At 32.4% G+C, this 25,879-nt stretch carries 21 protein-coding genes and 1 tRNA gene; 12 read left to right on the top strand and 10 right to left on the bottom strand.

Going from position 1 to position 25,879, the window contains the following annotated elements; all coding sequences use genetic code 11:
* Positions 1 to 218 precede the first annotated feature (218 nt).
* Positions 219 to 1,145 carry a T9SS type A sorting domain-containing protein gene (locus tag C4S29_RS14220; protein ID WP_103914775.1) on the top strand — a complete coding sequence of 309 codons (927 nt, stop codon included), beginning with the start codon at positions 219 to 221 and terminating at the stop codon, positions 1,143 to 1,145.
* A gap of 1,380 nt (positions 1,146 to 2,525) precedes the next feature.
* On the top strand, positions 2,526 to 2,888 hold the full coding sequence (locus C4S29_RS14230; protein ID WP_103914777.1) for a hypothetical protein: 363 nt from the start codon (positions 2,526 to 2,528) through the stop codon (positions 2,886 to 2,888).
* Positions 2,889 to 3,197: 309 nt separating this feature from the next.
* On the opposite strand, the gene C4S29_RS14235 is transcribed toward C4S29_RS14230, so the two are convergent.
* A tRNA-Ser gene (locus tag C4S29_RS14235) sits at positions 3,198 to 3,284 on the bottom strand.
* A gap of 50 nt (positions 3,285 to 3,334) precedes the next feature.
* Positions 3,335 to 4,351, bottom strand: coding sequence for an asparaginase (locus C4S29_RS14240; protein WP_103914778.1), 1,017 nt, complete (start codon positions 4,349 to 4,351; stop codon positions 3,335 to 3,337).
* Between the two features lie 272 nt (positions 4,352 to 4,623).
* Between C4S29_RS14240 and C4S29_RS14245 the strand changes: the two genes are divergently transcribed.
* The 5 genes from C4S29_RS14245 (at position 4,624) to gcvP (ending at position 9,618) form a co-directional block, all read left to right on the top strand.
* Positions 4,624 to 5,178, top strand: a complete 555-nt coding sequence (locus C4S29_RS14245) for an RNA polymerase sigma factor (protein WP_103914845.1) — start codon at positions 4,624 to 4,626, stop codon at positions 5,176 to 5,178.
* A 10-nt stretch (positions 5,179 to 5,188) separates the two neighbouring features.
* Positions 5,189 to 5,521, top strand: a complete 333-nt coding sequence (locus tag C4S29_RS14250) for a hypothetical protein (protein WP_103914779.1) — start codon at positions 5,189 to 5,191, stop codon at positions 5,519 to 5,521.
* Positions 5,522 to 5,617: 96 nt separating this feature from the next.
* Positions 5,618 to 5,887 carry a hypothetical protein gene (locus C4S29_RS14255; RefSeq protein ID WP_103914780.1) on the top strand — a complete coding sequence of 90 codons (270 nt, stop codon included), beginning with the start codon at positions 5,618 to 5,620 and terminating at the stop codon, positions 5,885 to 5,887.
* A 98-nt stretch (positions 5,888 to 5,985) separates the two neighbouring features.
* A complete protein-coding gene (locus C4S29_RS14260; RefSeq protein WP_103914781.1) occupies positions 5,986 to 6,627 on the top strand; it encodes a J domain-containing protein in 642 nt (213 codons plus the stop codon).
* Between the two features lie 129 nt (positions 6,628 to 6,756).
* A complete protein-coding gene (gcvP, locus tag C4S29_RS14265; protein WP_103914782.1) occupies positions 6,757 to 9,618 on the top strand; it encodes an aminomethyl-transferring glycine dehydrogenase in 2,862 nt (953 codons plus the stop codon).
* Positions 9,619 to 9,727: 109 nt separating this feature from the next.
* Here gcvP and C4S29_RS14270 read toward each other — a convergent pair whose 3' ends face one another.
* Complete coding sequence (locus C4S29_RS14270) at positions 9,728 to 10,537, bottom strand: zinc ribbon domain-containing protein (protein WP_103914783.1); 810 nt, start codon at positions 10,535 to 10,537, stop codon at positions 9,728 to 9,730.
* 216 nt (positions 10,538 to 10,753) lie between these two features.
* Positions 10,754 to 11,719 (bottom strand): 23S rRNA (adenine(1618)-N(6))-methyltransferase RlmF, encoded by a 966-nt coding sequence (gene rlmF, locus C4S29_RS14275; protein WP_103914784.1) that lies wholly within the window; start codon positions 11,717 to 11,719, stop codon positions 10,754 to 10,756.
* 166 nt (positions 11,720 to 11,885) lie between these two features.
* On the opposite strand from rlmF, the gene dgt reads away from it, so the two are divergent.
* Positions 11,886 to 13,244, top strand: coding sequence for a dGTP triphosphohydrolase (gene dgt, locus C4S29_RS14280; protein WP_103914785.1), 1,359 nt, complete (start codon positions 11,886 to 11,888; stop codon positions 13,242 to 13,244).
* A gap of 59 nt (positions 13,245 to 13,303) precedes the next feature.
* The gene (locus C4S29_RS14285) at positions 13,304 to 14,257 is read left to right on the top strand and encodes an SPFH domain-containing protein (protein ID WP_103914786.1); all 954 of its coding nucleotides are present in this window, start codon (positions 13,304 to 13,306) and stop codon (positions 14,255 to 14,257) included.
* A 53-nt stretch (positions 14,258 to 14,310) separates the two neighbouring features.
* Here C4S29_RS14285 and C4S29_RS14290 read toward each other — a convergent pair whose 3' ends face one another.
* The gene (locus tag C4S29_RS14290; protein WP_103914787.1) at positions 14,311 to 14,946 is read right to left on the bottom strand and encodes a hypothetical protein; all 636 of its coding nucleotides are present in this window, start codon (positions 14,944 to 14,946) and stop codon (positions 14,311 to 14,313) included.
* 56 nt (positions 14,947 to 15,002) lie between these two features.
* Between C4S29_RS14290 and C4S29_RS14295 the strand changes: the two genes are divergently transcribed.
* Positions 15,003 to 15,620: a hypothetical protein gene (locus C4S29_RS14295; RefSeq protein ID WP_103914788.1), complete on the top strand. Its 618-nt coding sequence runs from the start codon at positions 15,003 to 15,005 to the stop codon at positions 15,618 to 15,620.
* A 107-nt stretch (positions 15,621 to 15,727) separates the two neighbouring features.
* On the opposite strand, the gene C4S29_RS14300 is transcribed toward C4S29_RS14295, so the two are convergent.
* The 4 genes from C4S29_RS14300 to C4S29_RS14315 form a co-directional block, all read right to left on the bottom strand.
* A complete protein-coding gene (locus C4S29_RS14300; RefSeq protein WP_233740568.1) occupies positions 15,728 to 16,045 on the bottom strand; it encodes a DUF962 domain-containing protein in 318 nt (105 codons plus the stop codon).
* Positions 16,046 to 16,084: 39 nt separating this feature from the next.
* A complete protein-coding gene (locus C4S29_RS14305) occupies positions 16,085 to 17,677 on the bottom strand; it encodes a M1 family metallopeptidase (RefSeq protein ID WP_221405542.1) in 1,593 nt (530 codons plus the stop codon).
* Positions 17,678 to 17,689: 12 nt separating this feature from the next.
* Positions 17,690 to 18,160, bottom strand: coding sequence for a hypothetical protein (locus tag C4S29_RS14310; RefSeq protein ID WP_146063333.1), 471 nt, complete (start codon positions 18,158 to 18,160; stop codon positions 17,690 to 17,692).
* 253 nt (positions 18,161 to 18,413) lie between these two features.
* Complete coding sequence (locus C4S29_RS14315; protein ID WP_103914791.1) at positions 18,414 to 20,090, bottom strand: APC family permease; 1,677 nt, start codon at positions 20,088 to 20,090, stop codon at positions 18,414 to 18,416.
* 357 nt (positions 20,091 to 20,447) lie between these two features.
* Between C4S29_RS14315 and C4S29_RS14320 the strand changes: the two genes are divergently transcribed.
* Together C4S29_RS14320 and C4S29_RS14325 are read left to right on the top strand one after the other, a co-directional pair.
* Positions 20,448 to 23,411 (top strand): tetratricopeptide repeat protein, encoded by a 2,964-nt coding sequence (locus C4S29_RS14320; protein WP_103914792.1) that lies wholly within the window; start codon positions 20,448 to 20,450, stop codon positions 23,409 to 23,411.
* Between the two features lie 183 nt (positions 23,412 to 23,594).
* Entirely contained in the window at positions 23,595 to 25,361 is a 1,767-nt protein-coding gene (locus C4S29_RS14325; protein ID WP_103914793.1) for a TonB-dependent receptor, read from the top strand.
* 29 nt (positions 25,362 to 25,390) lie between these two features.
* Here C4S29_RS14325 and coaD read toward each other — a convergent pair whose 3' ends face one another.
* Positions 25,391 to 25,852, bottom strand: coding sequence for a pantetheine-phosphate adenylyltransferase (coaD, locus tag C4S29_RS14330; RefSeq protein ID WP_103914794.1), 462 nt, complete (start codon positions 25,850 to 25,852; stop codon positions 25,391 to 25,393).
* Positions 25,853 to 25,879: the final 27 nt, after the last annotated feature.

Below are 25,879 nucleotides of genomic sequence, written 5' to 3' on the forward strand. Positions count from 1 at the left end.
TCACTGAAATTCTTAATGTTAAATTTAAGAATAAACAGAGTTTATTTTAATTTAGAAAATTAAGAAAAGGCTATAAAAAATTTATTGAATGAAATTTAAACAGGCTCTTATTAGTTAGCAGTTTTTTACTATGATTAAAATCAATTATTAAGATTATTAATCTAAATTTTTAGGAATTCATTAAATTCTGTGGTAAATTTAAGTAAAAATTTAAAGCAATGAAAACAAATTTGTTTATTACAGGATTGCTTTTACTTCAAACTTTAATGTTTGGTCAAGTACTAGTGAATGATGATTTTGAAAGTGATGCTTTAGGTGCATTTCCATCTGGATATAAATTACAATATAACGGAACAGGAACAGCAAACCAAAAAGTAGTGAATAATGTGGTGAAAAACGGAGCGCAGTCTTTTCAACTAGAAGGAAAAGCAAATTGGTCGGCAGAAGTTTACAAAATAGTTGATTTTCCGAATTTAGTTACTGTTGAATCTTGGTTTAATATGGATTTAGCGGCAAATGGACTTTCTGCAGGAATTGGAATTGGCAATTTTTCTGTAGGAAGTTGGGGAACGAGAGTTTCTCGATTAGAATTTTGTGAAACAGGTAATATTTATATGACTTCTTACTACAACGGATCTGGACCTCGCTATCTTCTAAATCTTAAATATGAAGTAAATAAATGGTATTTTATTAAGATAGAACATAATTTAACTACCAGAAAAGCAAAAGTTTTTATTGATGGCCAACAATTGACAGGAACGATTGGGTCAGAGGTCTTTTCAGAATTCGATTTACAAAAAACCATTACTCCAATTCATTTGCAATTATTAGCAGGAAACGCCGGCAAGGCAAGAGCAATGTTTGATGATGTAAAAGTGTATGACACCAATGGTTTAGCAACAGTAGAAGACAGCACAGACAATTTTATTGTTTATTTATCTGAAAATCAGGGAGAAATATTCCTTAAAAACCTTTCAGCACCAAAAGATTTTATTATTTATGATGCGGTTGGGAACTTTGTAAAAGGTGGAAAACTTCTGCAAAATTCTATTTCTATTACTGCTTTAGAACCTGGAGTTTACTTTGTAAATGTAACTGATAAATACGGGAAAACTTTTTCTAAAAAATTTCTAAAAAGAAAATAATAGTAAGTTTACTGATGAGAAAATTTTCTTCACTCCAGAAAACGTGTATTTGCGAATTTTGTTTGTATGATATAAAAAATTTTAAATTGTTTTACCTGTTTTTTATGAAAAAATCAAATGGGTAAATTGCACAATTTATGATTTCTACAAATAATTCAAAAAAAATATTCAGCAAATATCTCATTTTTAAATAATAAAAAATACCCCATACTCTATTTGGTTTTTTTTATAAGTCTAAATAACCCCATAGCGCGGATATCGATAGCGCGGATTTGCAATCCGTGCTCGTAAAACTTGTAAGAAGTTTGAATGTTTTTTCTTATTTTTAATTTATGAATACAAATCTAAAAAGTATGACACTTGAAATCAGTAATTTTTAAAGCCAAGTAGAATGTTTAGAATTTGTCACGGATTACAAATACGCGCCATCGGGATTTTAAGGCTCAAAGTCGGGAGACTTTGCGCAGCGGGGTAAGAAGATAAAAAAATCAAGAACGAAAGTCCTATTTTGCAAATGTCAGTCTTATTAACCACCAAATTTCAATTGAATGTGACCATTATTTTTTTTTGGATAATGCAGTATCAGAAACATTATTTTGTGATCAATACAAAAAGGCTGCATCACAAAAAGTGAAAACGGCCTTTTTTGTTTTTCTCAACTTTGTGTCTGAGAATGGTTTTGATTTAAAAAAATCAAAAAAAATGAATTGTGTTTTTAGAATCCTTCCTACTGAAATCGGTATTTCACCTATTGATGTTTGCTTTTTTTATCTTTTTCTTCGCATAATAATGATGTAGGTTGATGGTAATACACCGATAGCGCGGATTTACAATCCGTGCTCGTAAAATTGATAAGAAGTTTGAATGTTTTTTCTTATTTTTAATTTATGAATACAAATCTAAAAAGTATGACACTTAAAATCAATAATTTTTAAAGACAAGTAGAATGTTTAGAACTTATCACGGATTACAAAACGAAACGATTCTTGCAGCAAAGGAGTGAAAGAAGATGAAAGAAAAAAATCTTAATAAAATACTTACCCCATAAGTGATTTCTGAAAAGCAAAAAACTTTACAATAAATCGCTAAAAAATAAAAAAACAGCAACCATCATTGTTGCTGTTTTTGTAGAGAGGAAGGGATTCGAACCCTCGATACAGTTACACCGATAGCGCGGATTTGCAATCCGTGCTCGTAAAATTGATAAGAAGTTTGAATGTTTTTTCTTATTTTTAATTTATGAATACAAATCTAAAAAGTATGACACTTAAAATCAATAATTTTTAAAGACAAGTAGAATGTTTAGAACTTGTCACGGATTGCAAATCCGCTCCATCGGAACAAACTGGCGACGCAATAATAATAAAATAGAGAGTGCTTATGAAAAGGATATTAAAAATTATTTATCTATATTACTTTATTTCACATTTCAAATTTTTTAAGGCAATAAAGCAGACCGATCAAAGAGCAAATAAAAATGCCAAAGGTTTCACTCTAATGGATTTTGGAGTCTTAATTGTTACATTTTTTAACATCTTTTTTTATTCAAAATTAGAATTTTTACATAAAGGAGGTAATTTTAGATTTTTAGGAATACTTTTATTCTTACCAATAGCATATCTTATGGATAAAATTTTACCCGATACATTTTACCCAAATCAAGAAAAGACAAATCTAATCAGAGGTATTTTAGTTAGCCTAACGATTCCAATTCTTTTTATTTTAGGATGGTTTTTTTTGTGAGCCTTACACCGCTGCAACAAGATTGCATCGTGTTGTCATAATATTTACGCGAAAGTTTATTAATTTATATTATCTTGATTTAACAGAAATTTCAGATCAGCAGAAACTACAAATTTCTAAATCCGAAAAGGAATATTAGAAAATATTATAGTATTTGATTTTTAAGAATGACCACACGAAAAGATTCTTACAACAGAGGGGTGAAAAGGAGATGGCAGAAAAAAATTTTAACAAAATACTTACCCCAGAAAATTTACTATAAATCGCTAAAAAATAAAAAAACAGCAACCATCATTGTTGCTGTTTTTGTAGAGAGGAAGGGATTCGAACCCTCGATACAGTTACCCGTATACTAGCTTTCCAGGCTAGCTCCTTCAACCACTCGGACACCTCTCTATTGAAGTGCGCAAAAATAGGTTTTTTTATTGGAATCAACAAGGAAATTATTATTCAGAAATTTCTCCTCGAAGATTTTTTTCAAAATTTTCTCTAAAACTTCCAGGATAATTTGGATTGTTTAATAAATGCATCGCTTTTGTGATGGCACTTTCCGCGGTGATATCTCTTCCGCTAATGGCGCCGATTTCTTTGAAAATATTACTGTTATTATATTTTCCAAGAGAAATTCCACCAGAAATACATTGCGAAACAACCACAATTTCAGTTCCGTTTTCTCGAAGTTTTTCTAAAGTTTTTTTAGTTTTATCGGTGTTAAAAATCGTTCCAGAACCAAAAACCTGAAGTATTAAAACTTTCATTTTCGGTAAATCTTTAAAATGAGAAAGTTGCATCCCTGGGAAAATGCGCCAAAACAAGACATCTTGTGAAATATTTAAATCCACAGAAAATTTTTCTTTTTTTTCGGCTCGAAAAAGATTGTCTTTTTCTACATTCAAATGAACGCCAGATTGCCCTAAAATTGGATAATTTGGACTTTGATAAGCATCAAAAAACTCCGCAGAATATTTTAAACTTCGGTTTCCGCGTAATAATTTATACTCAAAATAAAGCGCAACTTCTTGTACAACGGCCTCGTCATTTTCATATAAACTGGCATAATATAAACTGGTCAAAAGATTTTCTTTCGCATCTGTTCGCAAATCTCCAATAGGAAGTTGCGAGCCAGTTAAAATCACTGGTTTTCTTAATCCTTTTAGCATAAAACTTAATGCAGACGCGGTATAAGACATCGTATCTGTACCGTGCAAAATTAAAAATCCATCAAATTTTTCGTAATTTTTACCGATGTAATTGGCAATTATTTTCCATTCTTCAGGCCCCATATCCGAAGAATCTAAAGGCTTTTTGAAAGGATGAACTGAAACCTCACATTCCAAAAGTTTCATTTCTGGTATTTTGTTGAAAATATTTTCAAAATTAAAAGCGCGCAAACTGCCCGTTTCATAATCTTTTTCCATACCGATTGTTCCGCCGGTGTAGATGAGAAGTACCTTTCTTTTCATATGCAGAAATAAATATTTTTAAAGGTCATATGTTATCGCCTTTTTCATTAGTATTGTTCACCCAAGAGGTTTGTGGCGATTTCATCCGTCAAAATTAATCTTTTTAAATATTAAATAGGAAAGATGAAGGGGTTTTTAAGATTTCAAATTATAAAAATCGATTTATAATATATTTAAAAATAACTTTTGAAATTTTTATTTAATTTTTAAACTTTTTAAAGTAAATTTCGTTTTCCTTCGTCTGCATCTTTATGGACGTAGAAGTAATAAAAATGTCACAACGCGAAAAAGAAAATCTGATTGCACAAGCCGTGAAAAATTACGGTGGTAAACTCTTGTCTTTTATCCGTCCCAAAGTGAATAATTTGGAAGATGCCGAAGATATTGTGCAGGAAGTCTGGTTTCAGTTTAGCAATCTGACTAATATTTCTGAAATTGTAAGTATCGGAAGTTGGCTTTACACGGTTTCTAGAAATAAAATTACCGACAGTTACCGCAAAAAGAAGACGGAAAATTTGGAAGATTTTACTTTCGAAGATGAAGACGGAAGTTTTTCAATAAAAGATATTTTATTGCTGGACGATTCCGAAAATCCTGAACTTTTGGCCTTTCGGGAAGAAGTTTGGAAAGAACTTTTTTCGGCGCTAGAAGAACTTCCAGAAAAGCAGAGAACGGTTTTTGTGGAACACGAGATTGAAGGTAAAAAACTTCAGGAAATTGCCGATGAACAGGGAGAAAATATTAAAACCATCATTAGCCGGAAAAATTATGCCATTCAGCATTTAAGAAAAAGAATGTCTATTTTATATAAAGACCTAAACGAATAAAATAAAAAAAATGAAAAATAAATTTAGAGGAAAAATGATCCTTTTGGTTCTGTTTGTAATTGCGATGTTTTTTGCAGTTTCTGCAATTGTAATGGGACTTTGGAACAATATCTTGCCCGATATTTTGGGTGTTAAAGCAATTAGTTTTTGGCAAGCAATGGGAATTTTGGTGTTGTCTAAAATACTTTTCGGTGGTTTTCACGGGAAAGGTGGTTTTGGAAGAAATAAATTCAGAAGAATAAAGGAAGAAAGAATGCGCGGGATGACGGACGAGCAGAAAGAAAAACTGAAGGAAGTCTGGAAGCAGCGATGTGAGAGAGGATTCTTTCGAGATAAATTTTAAGTTTAAAAAAAAATAAAATTATTTAAAGTAAAAACTAAAGAAGTTCGTCTTAAAGAATATAACATACTTTAATTAAAAAGTAAAAAAATAAAAAAAATGAAAAATTCAAATTTAAAAGGTGTATTCCTTACATTGGCAGCGGTTGGAGTTGCTTTGACAGTAAAAAAAATGTCTGACAGAAAAAAAGAAGTAAAAGGAATTTTAGCGGAATATGAAATAAAAGGACGGACGCCTTTTGCATTCACGGACAAAATCAGAGAAATGGATGATGAAAAATACGCAGAGTTGAAAAATAGAATCAAAGAAAATTTTGCTTCAAAACGCTGCTGCAACAGACATTTCAGAAAAGAAAATGAAGCGGCTTAATTATTTTTAATAATTGTTTGGAAAACGGAAAGAGATAATCTTTCCGTTTTTTTTGTGTAAATTTTTAAAATCCTATTTTTGTATCCCGGTTTTAAAACATGAAGGATTACTATTATTTTCTCGGCGTCCAGGAAAATGCTTCGGAAGAGGACATCAAAAAGGCCTACAGAAAACTGTCTTTAAAATACCATCCAGACAAAAATGGCGATGATGAATTCTTTGAAAACCGTTTTAGGGAAGTTCAGGAAGCCTATGAAACTCTGAGTAATGAAGATTCCCGAAAGATTTATGATCAAAATTTTTCTGTCCCAAAATCGTTTAGAAATAACTTACCGCCTTACATCAAAACTTTTTCAGCCAATAAAATTAGAGTAAAAAAAGGGGAGGAAATTATTATTAATTGGCAAACTCAGAATGCAGATGTAGTGAAAATTTTACCTTTCGGCTTAGAAAAATCTTATGGTGAAAGGACTTTTAAAATTAACGAATTTACCGACGGAAAATTTCAGATTTTGCTACATGCGACCAATTCAGCAATTCAGAAGACATCAGTAAAAGGAATTACAATCACTGAAGTCTTTGATAACGACAGAGAAAAAATAAAATCCGACGTTCAGGAATTGCTAAAACCACAAAGAAGAACCCCTCAAAATCCCTCAGGTTTTCCTAAAATATTTAAATATTTATTGCTACTTTTTATTTTAATAATCATTATCGCATTTATTTTAAATAATTTCTAAAATCTCATATCTCACATCTCACATCTTCCTTGACAAATATCATCTTTTAAAAAAGTTAGATATTGCGCTCTCTTCTAAAAATTCGTATTTTTACGAACCTTTTTATTCTTAAAAATCCCGATAAAAAATATGAATACACAGCAGTTTGTTAATCGCCACATTAGTCTAAACGAAAGTGATACGCAGGAAATGCTTAAAAAAGTGGGCGTTTCAAGTATTTCAGAATTAATTTCACAAACCATTCCAGATTCTATTCGTTTACAGAAAAATCTGGATATTTCTGAACCACTTTCGGAATACGAAATGTTGGCACATTCTAAAGAATTGGCTTCAAAAAATCTGATGTTTGATAATTACATCGGCTTCGGTTACCACAATGTGATTTTGCCTTCTGTGATTCAAAGAAATATTTTAGAAAATCCAAGTTGGTACACGGCTTACACGCCTTATCAGGCAGAAATTGCGCAGGGAAGATTAGAAGCACTTTTAAATTATCAAACTTTAGTGGTGAGTTTAACAGGTTTGCCGATTGCAAATGCTTCTTTGTTAGATGAATCTACGGCAGCGGCAGAAGCAATGCACATGTTTTTTGAGAGTAGAAGCAAAGACCAGAAAAAAGCAGACGCAATTAAATTTTTTGTTTCAGATTTGGTTTTACCGCAAACCATTTCAGTTTTAAAAACAAAAGCAAAAGGTTTAGGAATTGATGTGATTATTGGCAATCACAAAAACCACCAGTTCAATGACTCTTACTTCGGTGTTTTATTGCAATATCCCGGCAAAAATGGTGGAATTTTAGACTACACAGAAAATATTAAATATTATAAAGAAAATAATCTTCAAGTCGTTGTCGCCTGTGATCCTTTATTTTTAATTAAGGCAAAATCACCTGCAGATATGGGCGCAGATTGTGCGGTTGGAACCACGCAACGTTTCGGAATTCCGATGGGTTACGGTGGCCCGCACGCGGCTTTTTTCGCCTGTAAAGAATCTTACAAAAGAGATATTCCGGGTAGAATTATTGGTGTTTCGCAAGATATGTACGGAAAACGTGCGTTGAGAATGGCGCTGCAAACGCGGGAACAACATATTAAAAGAGAAAAAGCAACATCCAATATTTGTACAGCCCAAGTTCTTTTGGCGGTAATGGCTTCAATGTACGCCGTTTATCATGGGCCAAAAGGTTTAAATTTTATCGCAGATCAGGTTCATTTTAAAACCATTGCTTTAAAAGAAGGTTTGCTTGCACTTGGTTATGATTTGGTTGAAGAACCGATTTTCGACACCGTAAAATTCAGAATGCATCCGGAAGACAAAAATGCTTTGATGCGTTTGATGCGAGAAAGAAGAATAAATTTAAATTATTTCTCAGAAGGTTTTGTGAGTATTTCACTTAATGAAACTTCTACCATGGAAAAACTGCAACGTTTATTTGATGCTTTTGCACAGTTTGTAGATAAGCAAAGTTTTAGATTAAATCTTCGTGAGGAAGTTCAGATTCCTGATGAAATTTTGCGTCAGGATGAAATTTTAACGGAAGACGTGTTCAATTCTTACCACACGGAAACGGAATTAATGCGTTACATCAAAAGGCTGGAACGTAAAGATTTATCTTTAACAGATTCTATGATTTCCTTAGGTTCTTGTACGATGAAACTCAATGCTGCAACTGAAATGTTGCCAATTTCCTGGGCAGAATGGGGAAGTGTACATCCATTTGTACCAACGGAACAAGCGGGAGGTTACCAAATCATGATCAAAGAATTAGAAAAAGATTTAGCAGAAATCACCGGCTTTGCTGGAACTTCTTTGCAGCCAAATTCTGGTGCGCAAGGCGAATATGCAGGTTTAATGGTTATAAGAGAATATCAAAAATCCATTGGTGAAGGTCATAGAAATATTGTTTTAATACCACAATCTGCACACGGTACAAATCCTGCGTCTGCGGTTTTAGCAGGTGGAAAAGTAGTGGTTGTAAAAAACCTTGAAAGTGGTGAAATCGATTCTGATGATTTACGAGCGAAAGCAGAATTGCACAAGGAAAACCTTTCTGCAGCGATGATTACTTATCCCTCAACTTACGGTGTTTTTGATGAAAATATTAAAGAAATTACAAAAATAATTCACGATAACGGTGGCCAGGTTTACATGGACGGCGCAAATATGAATGCCCAAGTTGGCTTCACAAGTCCGGGAAATATTGGCGCAGATGTTTGTCATTTGAATTTACATAAAACCTTCGCAATTCCTCACGGCGGTGGCGGACCAGGCGTTGGACCGATTTGCGTCGCAGCACATTTGGTTAATTTTTTACCAACCAACCCAAATATCAAAATTGGGACGAAAGAATCGATTGACGGAATTTCCGGTGCGCCTTACGGCTCATCTTTGGTGTTAAATATTTCTTACGCTTACATCAAAATGCTCGGAACTTCGGGTTTAATGAAAGCCACGGAACACGCCATTTTAAACGCCAATTATTTAAAAGAAGTTTTAGGCGAACATTTCCCAATTCTTTACGTTAATAAAAAAGGCAGAGTTGCGCACGAATGTATTTTAGATTTCCGCCAGTTTAAATCGATCGGGATTGAAGTCGTTGATGTCGCGAAACGCTTAATGGATTACGGTTTTCACGCACCCACAATGAGTTTTCCTGTGGCTGGAACGATGATGATTGAGCCAACAGAATCTGAAAGCAAGGAAGAAATGGATCGTTTTGCGGAAGCCTTGATTTCCATTAAAAAAGAAATTGATGAGGTCGCAAACGGTGACGCAGACGAAAAAAATAACGTCTTGAAAAACGCACCACACACAATGGAATTGGTGATTTCCGATTCTTGGGACAAACCTTATTCTCGCGAGAAAGCGGCTTATCCATTAGATTGGGTTCGCACGAGAAAATTCTTCGCTTCCGTTGCACGTGTTGATGACGCTTATGGCGATAGAAATTTGGTTTGCACCTGTGCGCCGATTGAAAGTTATATGGAATAAATTAGAAATTAAATTTTATATAAAATCCCTTTCGGTGACGAAGGGAATTTTTTTTTGCTTTTAGTTGGATGACATTGTGTACTTAGGAAATAACTTAATAATAATTGTCTTAATACTCATTCTTTTTCCATCTATCTAATTTACAGATTTTATGTTTTAAATATTTTACCTCATTTTCTTTTAGAGATCTATTGTTGGTTAGTTCATTATATAAATCATCTATTGTTTTGTACTTTTCAGTGAAGTTTCCATTTTGATAGCAATCTTCGCAAAATGCGTAATTAACTGTGTTATCTGCGTTTTGCGAATAATTTCGTATTGAGGAAAATTTTTTAAAACAAGATTGGCACCTTTGATAAACAATCAAGTTTTTATCTTTAAAAGTATTAGTAATTAGTTGTTCTTGCTTATACCATGACTTAATACCTTCAAATAATAACATTCCTGAAATTATTGATAATAAAACTAGTAGCCAAAAAAATTCATCCTCAAATAATTTAGTTGCAATCTCATTGTCTTCGTTAGCCTGATCAATTTGTTTTGCTAATAGCAAATTTTTATTTTCAAAGTTCTGAAAGTTTTTCCATCTCAAATTTATTAAATCATTTATCTCAATTTCTTTTTTATTTTTACTAGTAATTATTCTATTGAAGGTTATTAAAGAATCTTTTGAGTAACTAATAGGGTTTCTAATATTGTTGCGAGTTGATATAATTTCACTTTCATCTATCAAGTTTTCTCGTAGTTGTTTCTCTTTAAGTTTATTAAGTTCTAAAGAGTCAATTAATGAATTTCTATGCAAAATCGAGTTTATCTCTCTCTTACTATCTTCACCACTTTTCAAGTAAATAAATACTATTAAAATGAAAGATAAAAATACTAAAAATTTATAAAATTTATCTGGTAGTTGTATATTCATAAAATTCTATTTTACTTAATTAAAAATATTTGATAATCTTAAGAAATTCATTCTATAATTTTATTTGTAATCCGATAGCGCGGATTTATAATCCGTGATTTAAATTAATATAAGTAAAATTAATGATTTGAGAAAAACAAAAATTCATTAATAAAACCAAATATACCAATAAACTTTAAATTTAAAATCCTTGCAAAAGTTTCCCATTAAAAGTAGTTATTCTATCTTCCAACGCCCATCCTTCCAAGATTTCTGTTCATCTTTATCCTGAAATGTCCAAGCGATAATTCTGCTCGATTTATTGCCAGTTCCAATTGGGATGGTTTTAATATTAACGACTTCCAGTTCGTTTAATAATCTGTAAATCCCTTTCATATTCGATTGTTTGGAAACCAAAGTGGAAAACCAATAGCAGTTTTTTCCAAAATTTTTACTCTCGGAAATCATGTTGTGAATAAAAGTATGTTCGCCCCCTTCATAAATGAGTTCACTGCTAATTCCCGCAAAATTAAGCGTCGGTTTTACGACTTTCTTTCCGCTCAGATTTTTCACTTTTCGTCTTGAACCTTTTTCTGCTTCTTCTGTTGAAGAATGAAACGGCGGATTACAAATCGTGAAATCTATTTGATCTTCTTCACTGATAATGCCACTAAAAAATTGAGTAGAATCTTCTTGTAATTTAATTTGAATTTTTCCTTTTAATGATTCATTTTCCTCGACAATCTTTTTCGCAGATTCTACCGAGTTTTCATTAATGTCGGTTCCGATAAAATTCCAGCCATATTCAGTTGCGCCAATTATTGGGTAAATACAACTCGCACCAACGCCGATATCCAAACCCATAATTTTTTCGCCAATTGGCGTTTTTCCGTAATTATTTTCGGTTAATAAATCTGCGATATAATGCAAATAATCTGCTCTGCCGGGAATTGGCGGTGTTAAATTTTCACTTGGGAAATCCCAATTTTCAATGCCGTAATAATAATTGAGTAAGGCTTTGTTTAATAATTTTACCGCGTCAGGATTTGCAAAATCAACAGAATTTTCGCCATATTTATTGGGTTTTATATAATTTTTTAATTCCGGAACAGCATTTACTAAAGCCTCTAAATCGTATTTTTCACGGTTTTTATTTCGGATGTGAAGTCTGGTTTTTTCTTGTATATTTTTCTCGTTTGACATATTTTTTTTAAGCGTTCTATTAATGTTTCAAGGTATTGATAAATTTTGGAAGTTTTACTATTTTAAATAAAGATTCCAAACCGTAACATTCTTAATCCCTTCATAAACCTTAATAGTTTAAAATTAAAGTTTTAATTTAATTTTAATTTTTTCCGATATTTGCTGCATGACTTCACTCAACCATTTATTTACAAATCAACGCACGGGAAACCATTCTGCGCAAGCCGTTTCGCGCACAGATTTTCAGCGGGATTTTGATCGAATTATTTTTTCTTCTGCGTTTAGAAGATTGCAAAATAAAACACAAGTTTTCCCGCTTCCAGGAAGTGTTTTTGTGCATAATAGATTGACACATTCTTTAGAAGTTTCCTCTGTGGGCCGAAGTTTAGGCAGTTTAGCGGGCGAATTTATAAGCGATAATTTCTCGAGTGTTTTACATGAAAATTCTAAACAGTTTTATCAACATCAATTAAGCAATGTGATTGCCGCGGCTTGCTTGTGTCACGATGTTGGAAACCCCGCTTTTGGGCATTCTGGTGAAGACGCCATCGCGAGTTATTTCGAAAAAAATGAGAGTGATTTAAAACAAAAATTTAACGAAAAAGAATGGGCAGATTTAATCAATTTTGAAGGAAACGCCAATGGAATTAGGGTTTTAACAAATCAGCAAACTGGTAAAGATTTAGGCGGAACGCAACTCACATTCACCACTTTAGCAAGTATTGCAAAATATCCGTGCGAAGCCGTTGCGAAGAAAAAAGGCTTTATTAACCGTAAAAAATTTGGTTTTTTTCAAACCGAGAAAGATACTTTTCAGGAAATCGCAAAATCTGTCGGTATTTTAGAGGAAAATTCTGAACCATTAATTTTTAAAAGACATCCTTTCGTTTGGCTCGTAGAAGCGGCAGACGATATTTGCTATAATATTATCGATATGGAAGATGCGCACCGTTTGGGCATAGTTTCTACGTCTGATTGCGAAAATCTTTTTTTTGATTTAATAAAATCTGAAAACCCAAATACAAAAAGGGTAGAAGACAAACTTACTTTAATTACAAACGCAAACGAACGGATTTCCTACTTGCGCGCAAAAGTTATTAATGCTTTGATTAATCATTCTTTGCATTTATTTAAAACTAATTTTAATGATATTTTAAATGGAAATTTAAACGAATCTTTACTAGATATTTACAAAAATAAAAATCCTTCTTTACAAGAAATTGAGTCTTTTTCCATCGAGAAAATTTACAACCATAAAGCCGTCATTGAAATCGAAAATGCAGGTTATAATGTGATGTACGAATTGCTGCATCATTTTATTCCATCTATTTTAAAACCAAAAGAAGCCCAAAAATCTTATGATAAAATGGCTTTAAAACTCTTGCCAAAACAGTTTGTTTACGATAAAGGAACAGACTACGAAAAAGTGATGGGCGTTCTAGATTTCGTTTCTGGGATGACGGATAATTTTGCAACGGATTTATACCGAAAAATTAAAGGAATTGATATTGGAATGACGATGTAAAATATAATTAATTAGATTTTTTTTCTTATCTTTCCATTTAATATTAAAATTTAAAAACAATGCCATATTTAGCAATTTTTGCCTTTTTTGCGTTAGTTACGCTTTTAGCCTCATTTTTTACCGTGAAGCAAGAATCAGCCGCAGTTGTAGAGCGTTTGGGTAAATTTTTGAAAGTTTGTGATTCGGGATTGCACTTAAAAATTCCATACGTTGATCAAATTTCAAAAAGATTAAATCTTAGAATTCAGCAATTAGATGTGATGATTGATACCAAAACTTTAGACAATGTTTTTGTGAAAATGAAAGTTTCGGTTCAATATCAAGTGATTAGAACAAATGTGAAAGATGCATATTACCGCTTGGAAAATCCAGAAAATCAGATTACATCTTATGTTTTTGATGTGGTGCGTGCAGAAGTTCCGAAAACCAGATTAGACGATGTTTTTGTTAGAAAAGATGACATAGCAAACGCTGTGAAATCTGAATTGCAAGATGCGATGCAAAGTTATGGATACGACATCATTAAAGCGTTGGTAACCGACATCGACCCAGATGAACAAGTGAAACACGCCATGAACAGAATTAACGCTGCAGAACGCGAAAAAACTGCCGCAGAATATGAATCTGAAGCGCAAAGGATTAGAATTGTTGCCGTTGCAAAAGCAGAAGCAGAATCTAAAAAACTGCAAGGACAAGGAATCGCCGATCAAAGACGAGAAATTGCAAAAGGTTTGGAAGAATCTGTGAGAATGCTAAATAAAGTGAATATTGGCTCGCAAGAAGCGTCTTCATTAATTGTAGTAACGCAACATTATGATACCTTGCAAGCTATTGGTGCAAACAACAGAAGTAATCTTGTTTTGTTGCCAAACTCACCAACTTCCGCCAGTAATATGCTGAATGATATGATGGCTGCAATGATTTCCGTTTCTAAATTAGAAGAAGCCGACAAAGGAAATTTCCCACCAGCACCAGAAAGATACGGGCACGATAATAAAGAAGGGAAGTATTAATTTCGTAAGAACTTTAAAAATTAAAATCCCACTGAAAAGAGGGATTTTTTTGTTTAATTTGTTTTATTTAAATCTTTAGTCTTATACGGAAATCTATAAGCTGCTGCCTTCATTAAAGAATTAGTGAGTTTTTCAGTAGAAGTAAAAGTACCTCCGTTTTCAAAATTAAAATTCCAAAACATTTTTCCAGAATTTCTATCAGTTAAAGATAAATCTACAGTAGTTACTTTTGAAGGAGACATATAACCAGTGAGAAGTCCAGTAAAAAATGAAGCAGCATTTGTAAGTGGTTTTGCTAAAGAAATGCGGGAACTTACCACTGCATCCACATTCAAAAGAACCGCTAAATCTTTGTAATTTTGATTTGTGAGAGATGTTATTCCGTTATCTAAAAGCATTTTATTGGTGATTTCTTCATTTTGCGCAGCAACAAAAATATCATTTTTACCATAATGAAGATTAAGATATTCTACTAAAGCCTGCTGAAATCTTAAACTTTCTAATTTTTCCTGCGTAAGTATTTTTTCTTTGTCAGTTTTACTTTTTATTTCAATGATTACTTTAGGAGGGAGCACCGCAATAGTTTTATGAGAATTGGCTATTTCTCGAAAGTTGGCTGCTTTGTAAACAGGTTCGCAGTTAGAGATAAAAAGTGATAAAAGTGTCAAGAATAATAATTTTATTTTCATATGTCAATAATTTATCTAATTTTGTAAAGCATAAAAATATATTAATTATTGAACATATGAAAAAATTTCTTTTACTTTCTTTTTTTAGCATATCATTTATTTCATTTGCACAGCATTTTAACAGTGCAGATTATCCTAAAGGAGTTTATGAAACCTATGAAGATTTCAGGATGAAAACTCCTTCACAAACCCCAAATTTGTCATCACCGTACAGCACAGATTCTACAGCCTATCGTTTTAATAATATGGATGATAAAGGGAAAAAATTTAAAAAAGCCTTTGCTATTTCTGATGGAAAAAATCTTTATATCCAAATTGTAAACCTTATTAAGAAATTTAACTCTGAAGATAAAGGGCAGTCTTATGATGGAGGTATTTATTATTTAAAAGCCGAAAACAAGGGCGGCTATTTATTTGTAAAAGATTATTTTGTAAGTAATAGTGCTGCAATGTGGGGCGGATTAATTGCATCAGCATCTGCTCGTAGAAAGAAAGCAGTAATTTTTGAAGAAGAAAAAGAAAGTTTCAATCTTTTTAAAAATCTAAAAGATTTTCAAACTTTTATGGAAGTAAATTATCCTAATGTTTCGTTAGATCTTGAAAAGAAAAAAGGTGATCAAAAATTAGATGAGGCAGAAATAGTTGCTCAAAATTTAGAAAAAATATCGTCTTAAGCATTATCATTATAAATTAAATCTCACTTTTCGGTGAGATTTTTTTTTGATTAAACCTACGTTTTTCGCAACTCTTTCAAGGTTTTAAATCCCTGAAAGGGTTTGTTTTAGGCGGTTTTAAATTTCTGTTTACCAACAAGCAACTCAAAAAATAATTTAAAATCCGAAATTAAAGACCAAAGTGGATATTTAAAAGTTGCGGGTTGGTTTCGCTCAAAAACAGCGTGTGAGAACCATGCAAAGCCATAACCAAAAAGTGGAATATACCACAAATAATTTCCATTTTTTAAATATATCGCAAACGCAATCACCACAAAAATCAAAAGTGTTCCCACAAAATGGAAAATCCGCGTCCAGGTTTTAGAATGTTCAGTCAAATAAAATTGATAAAATTCTGCGAAATTCTTTATTTTTTCAGACATCATTTTTTATTTTAAAATTGTGACTTTTTTAGGCAAATTATTTTAATCTAATTTAACATTTTCAAACAACAAATCTACATCTGGATCGAGTTTCATATCGGTAGGTAAAAAAGAAACCGAAAATTCTTCATTCGTCACTTTATTTTTCACAGATATTGTTTTAATAAAAGTTTGGCTTCCGTTAGAAAATTCAATCGTCAAAGGAAATTCGAAAATATTGTTTTGGGTTTGTTCGATTTTAACAGATATTTTTTTCGCGGAATTATTATAATTCCAATTGATTTTTAATTCTGGCTGTCCGACAGAGAAAAGCCATTGTTGAAAAAAAGTTTTCAAATTTTGTTGGCCTACATCTTCAAATATTTTTTCTAAATCTTCAGTTGTGGCATTTTTTCCTTTGTAAGTTTCATAATAAGTTCGGACGCTTTTCCAAAACAAGTCATCGCCCAGTTTTCTTCGCAACATGTGCAAAATCCACGCGCCTTTTTGGTAACTGTTCGGATTTAATAATTTCATTAAATCATCGGCTTCAGAACCATCAACAACTGGTTTTTTAAAATGTTTTGAAAAAGAAATTACCTGATTTCTCTGCTGTTTCAAAAGACTTTGCAAACTGTCTTTTCCATATTTATTTTCGAGATACAAATCCGTCATATAAGTCGCAAAACCTTCGCTCAGCCAAAGATGTGGCCAATCTTTTTCCGTCACATTATCACCAAACCATTGGTGCGCCGTTTCGTGGGCAATTAAACTTTCTACGCCTTTAGAATTTACAGAATTTTCAGCATAAAAAATGCAGCCCGCGTTTTCTAAACCACCGAAAATTGTTTTAGATTGCACATTCGCCAATTTTTCAAAAGGAAATGCGCCAATATTTTTAATGTAAAATTTTAAAATTTCTTTTGAGAGTTCATAACTTTTAAAACCATTGTCGCGATCTTCGGGGAAAACCCATTCTGAAACGGGAATTCCGTCAGTATTTCCCAAATTATTAACGGCAAACTTTGTAACGCCAATCGCCATAATCTTTGTGGACAAAGGAACTTCAGATTTCCAATGTGTAAATTTCAAATTATTAGGGAGATTGGTTTCTTCAATTTCGCGACCGTTACTTACCACTTGATAATGATCCGGTGCGGTTATCATAAATTCCGAAGTTGCTTTATCAGAAAGATGATCATTGCAAGGAAGCCAGTTGTGGGCGCGGTTTGGCCAGTTATCCGCAAAAAAACTACGGTCGCCGTTTTTGGTGTTGCTAATAATCAAACCATCTGCCGGAATTCCTTCATACGTGATGGAATAAGTATTTTCCTTTCCTAAAAATCCTTGATCATTAATGATAAGATGTTGTGCATCTTGGGAAAATTCTAAATTTTTATCGTTTTTCGTCACAGAAAGAACGGTCATTCCTTTTCCGTCCGAATTTTTATTAACTAAATCAAAGACAATTTGATCTTCATTTTTAGTAAAAGCAGTTGTGATTATGGCTTTTCCTCTAATAATATTTGTACTGTCGTTGAGAGAAATATTGAAGGCATAATGTTTTACATCAAGACCGTTTGTTGGCAATTGTGCGTTAAAAAACGAACTTAGAACTAAAGTAAAAAATAAATAGAAATGTGATTTTATTTTCATTATTAGATTTTTTCAATTTTGCCACAATTTATCTTCGTCTATCACTCTCCATAGTCCATTTTCATTTTTGAGAATGTAACTATTTGCTTCACTATCACCTAAACTATCAGTAATCATGAATTGGATATAAACTTTTTTGTTTCCCTCGAAATATGCAGGGTTAGAGATTTCAAAATGTGAACCAGTGCTTCCCTTTTTATATAAAATTAATTTTGGATTAATAGTTTTATCAATTTTAAAATTTTTAATTTGATATTCATTTTGATTAATTAATGCAATTGAATCTTTTCTAAAAGAATTACTTTTATAATTTAAAATTTTCCCAAGACCGACATTTGGTAATTGTCTAATTAATATTCGTGAGGAATCTTCTTCAGTTTCGGAATAAATCGATAAAAATTTGATTTTTTCTTTTATATGATTTGGTAATTTATGTCCGTGCTTTAATTCTTCATTAATTATTTCTTTGATTATTTTATTCAATTGTACATTTTCTTTTTTATTAGAACTTTCACAGGCAATTAAAATGAAAAGAAAGAATATTTGAAATGTAAATTTCATATATGTTGTAATTAGAAAATTGATAAAAATTTCAAAGAGATATAATTAATTTTTATTAATATTTTAATTCTTTTTACATTTTGAATAAATTTAAACAGTTAAGATTCCTGCGGAATGACAAAATCATGTTGATGTTTTTAAACCTTAATCTAAACCTTAACCTTAACCTAAAAACCTACTCATTTTCCGTTCGTAATTTGCTTTTTCTGTATCCATAAGCGAAATAAATCACTAAACCAATCGCAAACCAAATTCCGAAATATTTCCAGTTTTCATGGCTCATTCCAGTTAAAAGATAAAGGCAAGAACTTAATCCCAACAAAGGAATTAATGATAAATTTTTAGCAAAAGCCATCACGCATAACACCAAATTGATGATGATATAAATGATAACTGAAGTTCTGAACTCTAAATCTACAGGATTATTAAAATCAAATAAATTTTTAAAAAAATCGGCTTGCCAGAAATAAAAGAAAACCAAACTGCCAATAAACAGCACCGGAAAAATTATTTTTGAATTAAAATAAGGCATGTGAAATCTTCCGGGCAATTTTTCTTTCGCAGGCAAGAGCAAAACGCCGCCACAAACCAAAACAAAAGCAAACAAAGTCCCGATACTTGTGAAATCTAAAATGAATGTTTTATCGGTAAACAAAATGGGAATTCCCACTACAAGTCCGGTAATAATCGTTGCAAAAGAAGGTGTAGAATATTTTGGATGAATTTCTTGGAATTTTTTTGGCATCAAACCATCACGGCTCATCGCGTACCAAATTCTTGGTTGCCCCATTTGGAAAACGAGTAAAACTGTCGTAATCGCGACAATTGCCACAAAAGACACCACCAATTCCATCCAGGCGACATTGGCATTTGCTTTTTCAAAAATAAAAGAAAGCGGATCTCCAATCCCATCAAATTTTTGATAATTCACCATTCCCGTCAAAACGAGCGTTAAAATAATGTAAATTACGGTACATAAAACCAATGAAATAAGCATTCCACGCGGTAAAGTTTTTTGGGGATCTTTGGTTTCTTCAGACAAAACACTTATCGCATCAAAACCAATATAAGCAAAGAAAACACCCGAAACTGCACTCATAACGCCCGCAAAACCATTTGGCATAAAAGAAGAAACTTTGGTCACCGGATTTATCGGTTCCCAGTTATCAAAATTTACATAAGCCACGCCAACTAAAATGATTAAAACAATAACGGCTAATTTCATAATCACTAAAATATTATTGAAATTTTTACTTTCTCGAACGCCGCGGTAAACCAACCAAGTGATTAATCCATTAATAACTAAAGCAGGAATGTCAACAATAAATTTCCAGTTTCCGATAATCGGTGCGGTTTTCCACGCGCTTATTAATTCTACATTAGATGAATTCCCCAAAAATGCTTTTTTTGCTTCGGGATAACTACAAGTTAAAAAATCAGGAATATGAACGCCAACTCTTCCTATAAAACTCGTGAAATAATCCGACCAAGAAAAGGCTACATAAATATTTCCAAAAGAATATTCCATAATTAAAGCCCAACCGATAATCCACGCAATTAGTTCGCCAAAACTGGCATAAGCATAAGTATAAGCGCTTCCTGCGGTGGGAATTCTGCTTGCAAATTCGGCGTAGCAAAGCGCTGTAAAACCGCTCGCAATTCCGCAAATCACGTATAAAATAATAACACCTGGCCCGCCCCGAAAAACAGCTTCTCCTAAACTACTAAAACTCCCAGCACCAATAATGGCGGCTATTCCAAAGAAAACGATGTCCCAAGTTCCGAGTACTCGTAAAAGTCCCGAAGGATGGTCTTTTACATTATAATTTTTTCTTTTGAATAATTGATTCATCGTTATTTTTTTAGTTTGGAAAAAACAAATGTAATGATTTCTAAAAAAAAACCTAAAAATTTCTTAAAAACTTGTAGAATTTCTCGTCTAGAATTTCTTTGATACGCTCAGATTACCATCGGTTAAAATGAAAATCTTTAAACGTGTACCACTTTTCATATATGTTAGTATTGAGCCACACAATTTTTGCAGATTGATAAGAATTTTTTTAAATTTTTAACTTTATCCACAAATTAACTTTATGCAAAATACTTTGTATAAACAATAACTTTTCCATATTTTCGTTGATATTTTGTGGATAACTTTTAATTTAATAAAGAAGAAAATCACAAATCTTTTCAAACCAAACATTCATTAATGAACTCAAAAAAAATCACCATTGCGGCAGCAATTTTCTTGTACGGATTTTCCGAGGCTCAGCAATCTCAATATTTTAACGACCAAAATGCTTACAGATTCAATTTAGCAGAAAATCTATATCAATCTAAGATTTTCAATGCTGCACAATTTGAATATGCGCGTCAATATTTTTATAATCAAAATTTAAGCGCTTCAAAAAAAGAAGCGGCGCAATTTTTTGATAATGTAATTGGTGTTATTTTAAAACGCGACCACGCCGAAGAAGGCTTAAAAGCGTTTATGCGCGACTATCCAAAATCGGCTTATTTTGCGCAAGCCAATTTACCTTTGGCCGATTATTATTTAACCCAAAAAGATTTCCCAAAAGCGCTGGAAACCTTGCAAAAAGTGAATCAATATCAATTGAGCCGTGAGGAAAACACACAGTATATTTTAAAATTAGGTTACGCCAAATTTATGACCGGCGATTCTAAAGGCGCGATTCAAGCCCTTGAAGAAGCCTACAATAATGTTCAGCAAACTGAAAAACCGGACGTCGCTTACATGCTCGGACATCTTTATTATGCTGATAATCAAAATGATAAAGCCTTTCAATATTTTGATGAAATTAAAGATAATCCGAAATTTTCTAAATTAGTGAAGCCGTACTATGTGCAACTTTATTTTAATGAAAAAAAGTACGATGAAGCCATTTCTTCGGGCAATGATTTATTAAATGAAAATTTGTCCGATGAGTACAATGCCGAAGTTCATAAAATCATTGGCGAAAGTTATTTTATGAAAAAAGATTACGCTTCGGCGTACCCACATCTTAAAATTTATGCCGATTCTAAACCAAATCCTTCAGAAAATGATTTATACGAAATGGGATTTGTGGCAGCAGAAATTAAAAAATATGATCAGGCGGTTTCTTACTATAACCAATTGATTAACAGTAATTCACCAATTGCACAAAACGCTTATTATCAGTTGGGAAATGCTTACTTGGAAGTTGGAAAAAAACAGGAAGCATTGTCTGCGTTTCGGTCTTCTTCGGAAATGACCTACGATAAAAAAGTGCAGGAATTGGCGTTTCTTCAATACGCAAAATTGAGTTACGATATTGGAAATCCGTACGAATCTGCACCAACGGTTATTCAAAAATTTGTAAAAAAATACCCAAATAATCCACAAGTTCCGGAACTCAAAAAATTATTAATTAAATCTTATCTCTATTCCGGGAATTACAAAGAAACTTTAGCAGCGATTGATCAGTTGCCGAATTCTACGCCCGAAACCGATAAAATTGACCAAGAAGTGTCTTACCTTTTAGGAACGGAAGAATTTAACAAAGGCAATTATAAAGAGGCAGAAAAATATTTTCTTCGCAGTTTAGAACTCAATCAAAATAAGGAATTTACGCCACGAGCGCTTTATTGGTTGGCGCAAACTTATTACCAAGAAGGAAATTATCCTTCGGCAATTGTGAGATTTGAAAAGTTGAAATCATCAGATAATTTTCCGGAAAAGCAACAATTAAATTACGATTTGGGCTACGCTTATTTTAAATCTAAAAAATTTCCACAGGCACAAAATTCTTTTGAAGAATATTTAAAAAATCCAAAACCAGAGTTTAAAAATGACGCGCAATTAAGGTTAGGTGATTGTTACTACGCTAATAATCAACTAAATGAAGCAATTGCAGTCTATAATGATAGTGAAGGAAATGATTATACTTCATTTCAAAAAGCAATGGCACTTGGTTTCAAAGGAGATTCTGTAGCTAAAATTGATGAGTTGAAAAAATTAATTTCAAATTATAAAAATTCGGATTACGTTGATGATGCGCAATACGAAATCGCTTCTGCTTATGCATCTAACGATGATTTTAATAATTCAAATGATTATTTTAATAAGGTTATAAAATCCAGTTCTGACGCAGATTTAGTGGCCAATGCAAAAATCTACAGAGCGCAGAATTATATTGATTTAAACCAAAGTGACAAGGCTTTAGCAGAGTTGAAACAACTCGGACAAGAATATAAAAACAGCGCTTACGCGGAAAAAATTGTTCAGGCGGCGCGACCAATTTACACGAAAAATGGAGACACCGCAGGTTATCAGAAATTTGCCTCAGATTTGAATGTGAAAATTGATGCTTCCGAAATTGACGAAATCAATCTCAACACAGCGAAACAATTTTACGCTAAAAAAGATTATAAAAGCGCCATTTCATATTTCGAGAAATATTTAACCCAAAATCCGTCTGGCGAAAATCTGTATCAGGCGAAATATGAATTGGGCGAAAGTTATTTTCAAACCAATAATCCGATAAAATCTTTGTTGGTTTTGCAGGAAGTTGCGAACGTACAAAATGATTATCAGGAAGATGCGGCGACAAGAGTGGCGCAAATTTATATTTCCCAAGGAAATCCGACAGACGCCAAAAAATATCTGTTAAACTTGGCCAATTCTTCTAACGCGAATATTAAAAATTACGCAAACGTAGAATTAATGAAGATATCTGCGGACGAAAAAGATTTTTCTCAGGCAGAAAATTATGCAGATTTGGTTTTAAATAATTCTAAAAATTCAGCCGCAGTTTTAGAACAAGCGAAAGTGATAAAAGCGCGAAGTTTGATGAATAAAGGAAAAGATAAAGACGCGCAAACTGCTTTTGCCGCTTTAGAAAAATCATCTAATACTGAAGTTGCGGCAGAAGCGCTTTACGCAAAAGCCTTTTATCAAAACAAAGCAAAAGCATTTAAATCTTCCAATGAAACCATTTTTAAACTGGCCAATAATTATGCTTCAGAAGAATTTTGGGGTGCAAAATCTTTGGTTTTAATGGCTAAAAATTATTTAGCCTTAAAAGATAATTACCAAGCGAGTTATACCTGCGACCAAATTATCGCAAACTACAGCGATTTCCCAGAAATTGTGGCAGAAGCGAAAGACGTGAAAAAACAGATAAAAAAATAAACGTAGCGACGGGTTTTAACCCGTCGAAAAATGCAATAACAACGTGTTTAACCCGTCGAAAAAGTGTTTTAACCCGTCGGAAAAGTGTTTTAACCCGTCGGAAATTAAATCGGAAATTGATTTTAACCCGTCGAAAATAAGATAAATAAAACGAGCCACGAAGTGGCGAAATCATTATAAAAAATGAATAAAAGAATTCAAATATTAAGTTTCCTTTTTTTAGGACTGTCGCAGATTGTTTTTTCCCAAATTAAAGAGGAAAAATTAATTTTAGATAAGAAAAGAGAGCCAGAAGTAAAGAAAATCGAAAAGAAAAAAACTTCGGTAGAAACTATTAAAAATTATCCGCCGGAGGAAAAGTCTGCAAATCCCGTAACTTACGATATAACGAATGTTCCGGCGGTTTCAGATTTTAAAACTTCCACCATCCAAGGGCAAGATATTTCGCCGAACTTTAATACGGATTATCAAAATAATTATGTTCGTTTTGGGATGGGAAATTTTGGAAAAATTTTAGGTGATGCTCATATTTCTACAGTTTTAGAAAGCAAAATGGAAGTGGGCGCAGATGTTCATTATCTTTCTACAACGGGCTTAAAGAAAGAATATGATTGGAATTCTAATCAATCAAATGCAACTATCGGAGCGTTTCTTAATAATTATGGTGAAAAAGGAAAACTGAATTTGGAAGCGAATTATGGTTTGCAAGATTATAATTATTACGGGATTTATGCATTGCAACCAACTTCTGATACCGATTTAAAACAAAAAACCAACAGATTTACCATCAATGGAAATTATGATTTTTATTCTAATGAAATTTTAAATGATGTGCGATTGCAAACTTCATTTTTGAGCGATCATTTTTCAGCAAACGAAAATCAAGGCGCAATTACGGTGAATCTTTCTAAACACCGACTTTTTGCTGGAAATGATTTTAAAATGAATACAGATTTAGGTGTAAAATTAGAAACTTTAAAAACAGATTTTGCCTTATTAAATCAAAATAAATCTAGTTTTTTTAATGCGGCACTTTTACCGGAAATTAGTTTTTACAAAGGAGAATCTTATTTAAAAATTGGTGCAAATATCAATTTTTTGAATAGTAGAAATGAAAGTTTAATTCTTCCTCAAGACAAAAAAAGTGAAATTATTTGGTCGCCAAATGTGGAAGTTTTATTTGCACCGCAAGATGAATTTAGATTTTATGCAGGCGTTGATGGCGGTTTAAAATTAAATTCTTACGCTGAACTTTTAACAGAAAATCCGTTTTTAGTTTCAGACATTGAACTGCGACCAACAAATACAAAATACCACTTATATATCGGTTTAAAAGGTGATATTGATGAAAATTTAAAGTATGATTTTTCTGCGGGATATTCTAAAATAAATGACATGCAATTCTTCCAGGCCAATTCTATTTTTGATGATGTTTATACTTTAAATCGCTCTGCTTATAACTTTGCAAATACATATTCTACGATTTATGACAATGGAAATTTAAGTGAAGTGAAAGGAAGTTTGCAATTTTTTCCATTGCAAAATTTGGATTTAAGCGCAGAACTTTTATTTCAAAAATACCAATTGGATAATTTGGATGAGGTTTTTAATAAGCCTTTGCTTCAGGCAACTTTAGGTGCAAAATATTCTATGCTTAATGAAAAATTAAATTTTGGTTTTAAAGGTATTTTTGTAAGCGATAGAACTACAAATTCTTTTGAGATTTCTCCGAACAATATTTCAGTTCCAACGGCCTATGTTTCCACAGAAAACAGAAATAAAAAAGTGGGCGGTTATGCAGATTTGAACTTATCTGCAGAATATAAAATAAACAAAAATTTCAGCATTTTTGCGCTCGGCAATAATTTGCTAAACGTTAATTACCAGACTTTTAATGGTTATAAAGTTATAGGAGCGCAGATTACTGGTGGCGTGAAGATTTCGTTTTAAAAATTAATGAAAATCTTTATTTAAACTAATTAAATTCTCACTGCATCTGGAACTAAAATCTCGTAATTGCCTTTAAATGAGATGATTTCGCGCACAATACTACTGCTGATAAAAGATTTTCCTGAAGAGGTGAGAAGAAAAATAGTTTCAATTTTATTAGCGTGTGTAAGTGCTCTATTGGTTTGTGCGATGGCTTTTTCAAATTCAAAATCGGCGGGGTTTCTTAAGCCTCTAAGGATGAAATTTACATTTTTGCTGTGGCAATAATCAATCGTTAAACCTTCAAAAGAATCGACTTCTACGTGGGGAAAGTCTTTGAATGTTTGCTTTATAAAGTTGATTCTTTGCTCTAAAGTGAACATGTATTTTTTTTGTGAATTTTGACCGATGGCGATAATTATTTTATCGAAAAGCGGCGCCGCTCTTTCAACAATGTCATAATGTCCAAGCGTGATAGGATCAAAAGAACCCGGAAATACTGCGGTTTTCATATGTAGATATTTATTTTTTTAAAGGTC

The organism is Halpernia humi (assembly GCF_900108025.1).
Classification (GTDB): Bacteria; Bacteroidota; Bacteroidia; order Flavobacteriales; family Weeksellaceae; genus Halpernia; species Halpernia humi.

Excerpts from the sequence above, each read along its gene's own strand:
- rlmF (WP_103914784.1), bottom strand. The coding sequence starts at position 11,719 with ATGTCAAACGAGAAAAATATACAAGAAAAAACCAGACTTCACATCCGA.
- C4S29_RS14220 (WP_103914775.1), top strand. The coding sequence starts at position 219 with ATGAAAACAAATTTGTTTATTACAGGATTGCTTTTACTTCAAACTTTA.
- C4S29_RS14285 (WP_103914786.1), top strand. The coding sequence starts at position 13,304 with ATGCCATATTTAGCAATTTTTGCCTTTTTTGCGTTAGTTACGCTTTTA.
- C4S29_RS14325 (WP_103914793.1), top strand. The coding sequence starts at position 23,595 with ATGAATAAAAGAATTCAAATATTAAGTTTCCTTTTTTTAGGACTGTCG.
- C4S29_RS14245 (WP_103914845.1), top strand. The coding sequence starts at position 4,624 with ATGTCACAACGCGAAAAAGAAAATCTGATTGCACAAGCCGTGAAAAAT.
- gcvP (WP_103914782.1), top strand. The coding sequence starts at position 6,757 with ATGAATACACAGCAGTTTGTTAATCGCCACATTAGTCTAAACGAAAGT.
- C4S29_RS14240 (WP_103914778.1), bottom strand. The coding sequence starts at position 4,351 with ATGAAAAGAAAGGTACTTCTCATCTACACCGGCGGAACAATCGGTATG.
- C4S29_RS14315 (WP_103914791.1), bottom strand. The coding sequence starts at position 20,090 with ATGAATCAATTATTCAAAAGAAAAAATTATAATGTAAAAGACCATCCT.
- C4S29_RS14295 (WP_103914788.1), top strand. The coding sequence starts at position 15,003 with ATGAAAAAATTTCTTTTACTTTCTTTTTTTAGCATATCATTTATTTCA.
- C4S29_RS14305 (WP_221405542.1), bottom strand. The coding sequence starts at position 17,677 with ATGAAAATAAAATCACATTTCTATTTATTTTTTACTTTAGTTCTAAGT.
- coaD (WP_103914794.1), bottom strand. The coding sequence starts at position 25,852 with ATGAAAACCGCAGTATTTCCGGGTTCTTTTGATCCTATCACGCTTGGA.
- C4S29_RS14290 (WP_103914787.1), bottom strand. The coding sequence starts at position 14,946 with ATGAAAATAAAATTATTATTCTTGACACTTTTATCACTTTTTATCTCT.
- C4S29_RS14255 (WP_103914780.1), top strand. The coding sequence starts at position 5,618 with ATGAAAAATTCAAATTTAAAAGGTGTATTCCTTACATTGGCAGCGGTT.
- C4S29_RS14300 (WP_233740568.1), bottom strand. The coding sequence starts at position 16,045 with ATGATGTCTGAAAAAATAAAGAATTTCGCAGAATTTTATCAATTTTAT.
- dgt (WP_103914785.1), top strand. The coding sequence starts at position 11,886 with ATGACTTCACTCAACCATTTATTTACAAATCAACGCACGGGAAACCAT.
- C4S29_RS14230 (WP_103914777.1), top strand. The coding sequence starts at position 2,526 with ATGAAAAGGATATTAAAAATTATTTATCTATATTACTTTATTTCACAT.
- C4S29_RS14260 (WP_103914781.1), top strand. The coding sequence starts at position 5,986 with ATGAAGGATTACTATTATTTTCTCGGCGTCCAGGAAAATGCTTCGGAA.
- C4S29_RS14250 (WP_103914779.1), top strand. The coding sequence starts at position 5,189 with ATGAAAAATAAATTTAGAGGAAAAATGATCCTTTTGGTTCTGTTTGTA.
- C4S29_RS14320 (WP_103914792.1), top strand. The coding sequence starts at position 20,448 with ATGAACTCAAAAAAAATCACCATTGCGGCAGCAATTTTCTTGTACGGA.
- C4S29_RS14270 (WP_103914783.1), bottom strand. The coding sequence starts at position 10,537 with ATGAATATACAACTACCAGATAAATTTTATAAATTTTTAGTATTTTTA.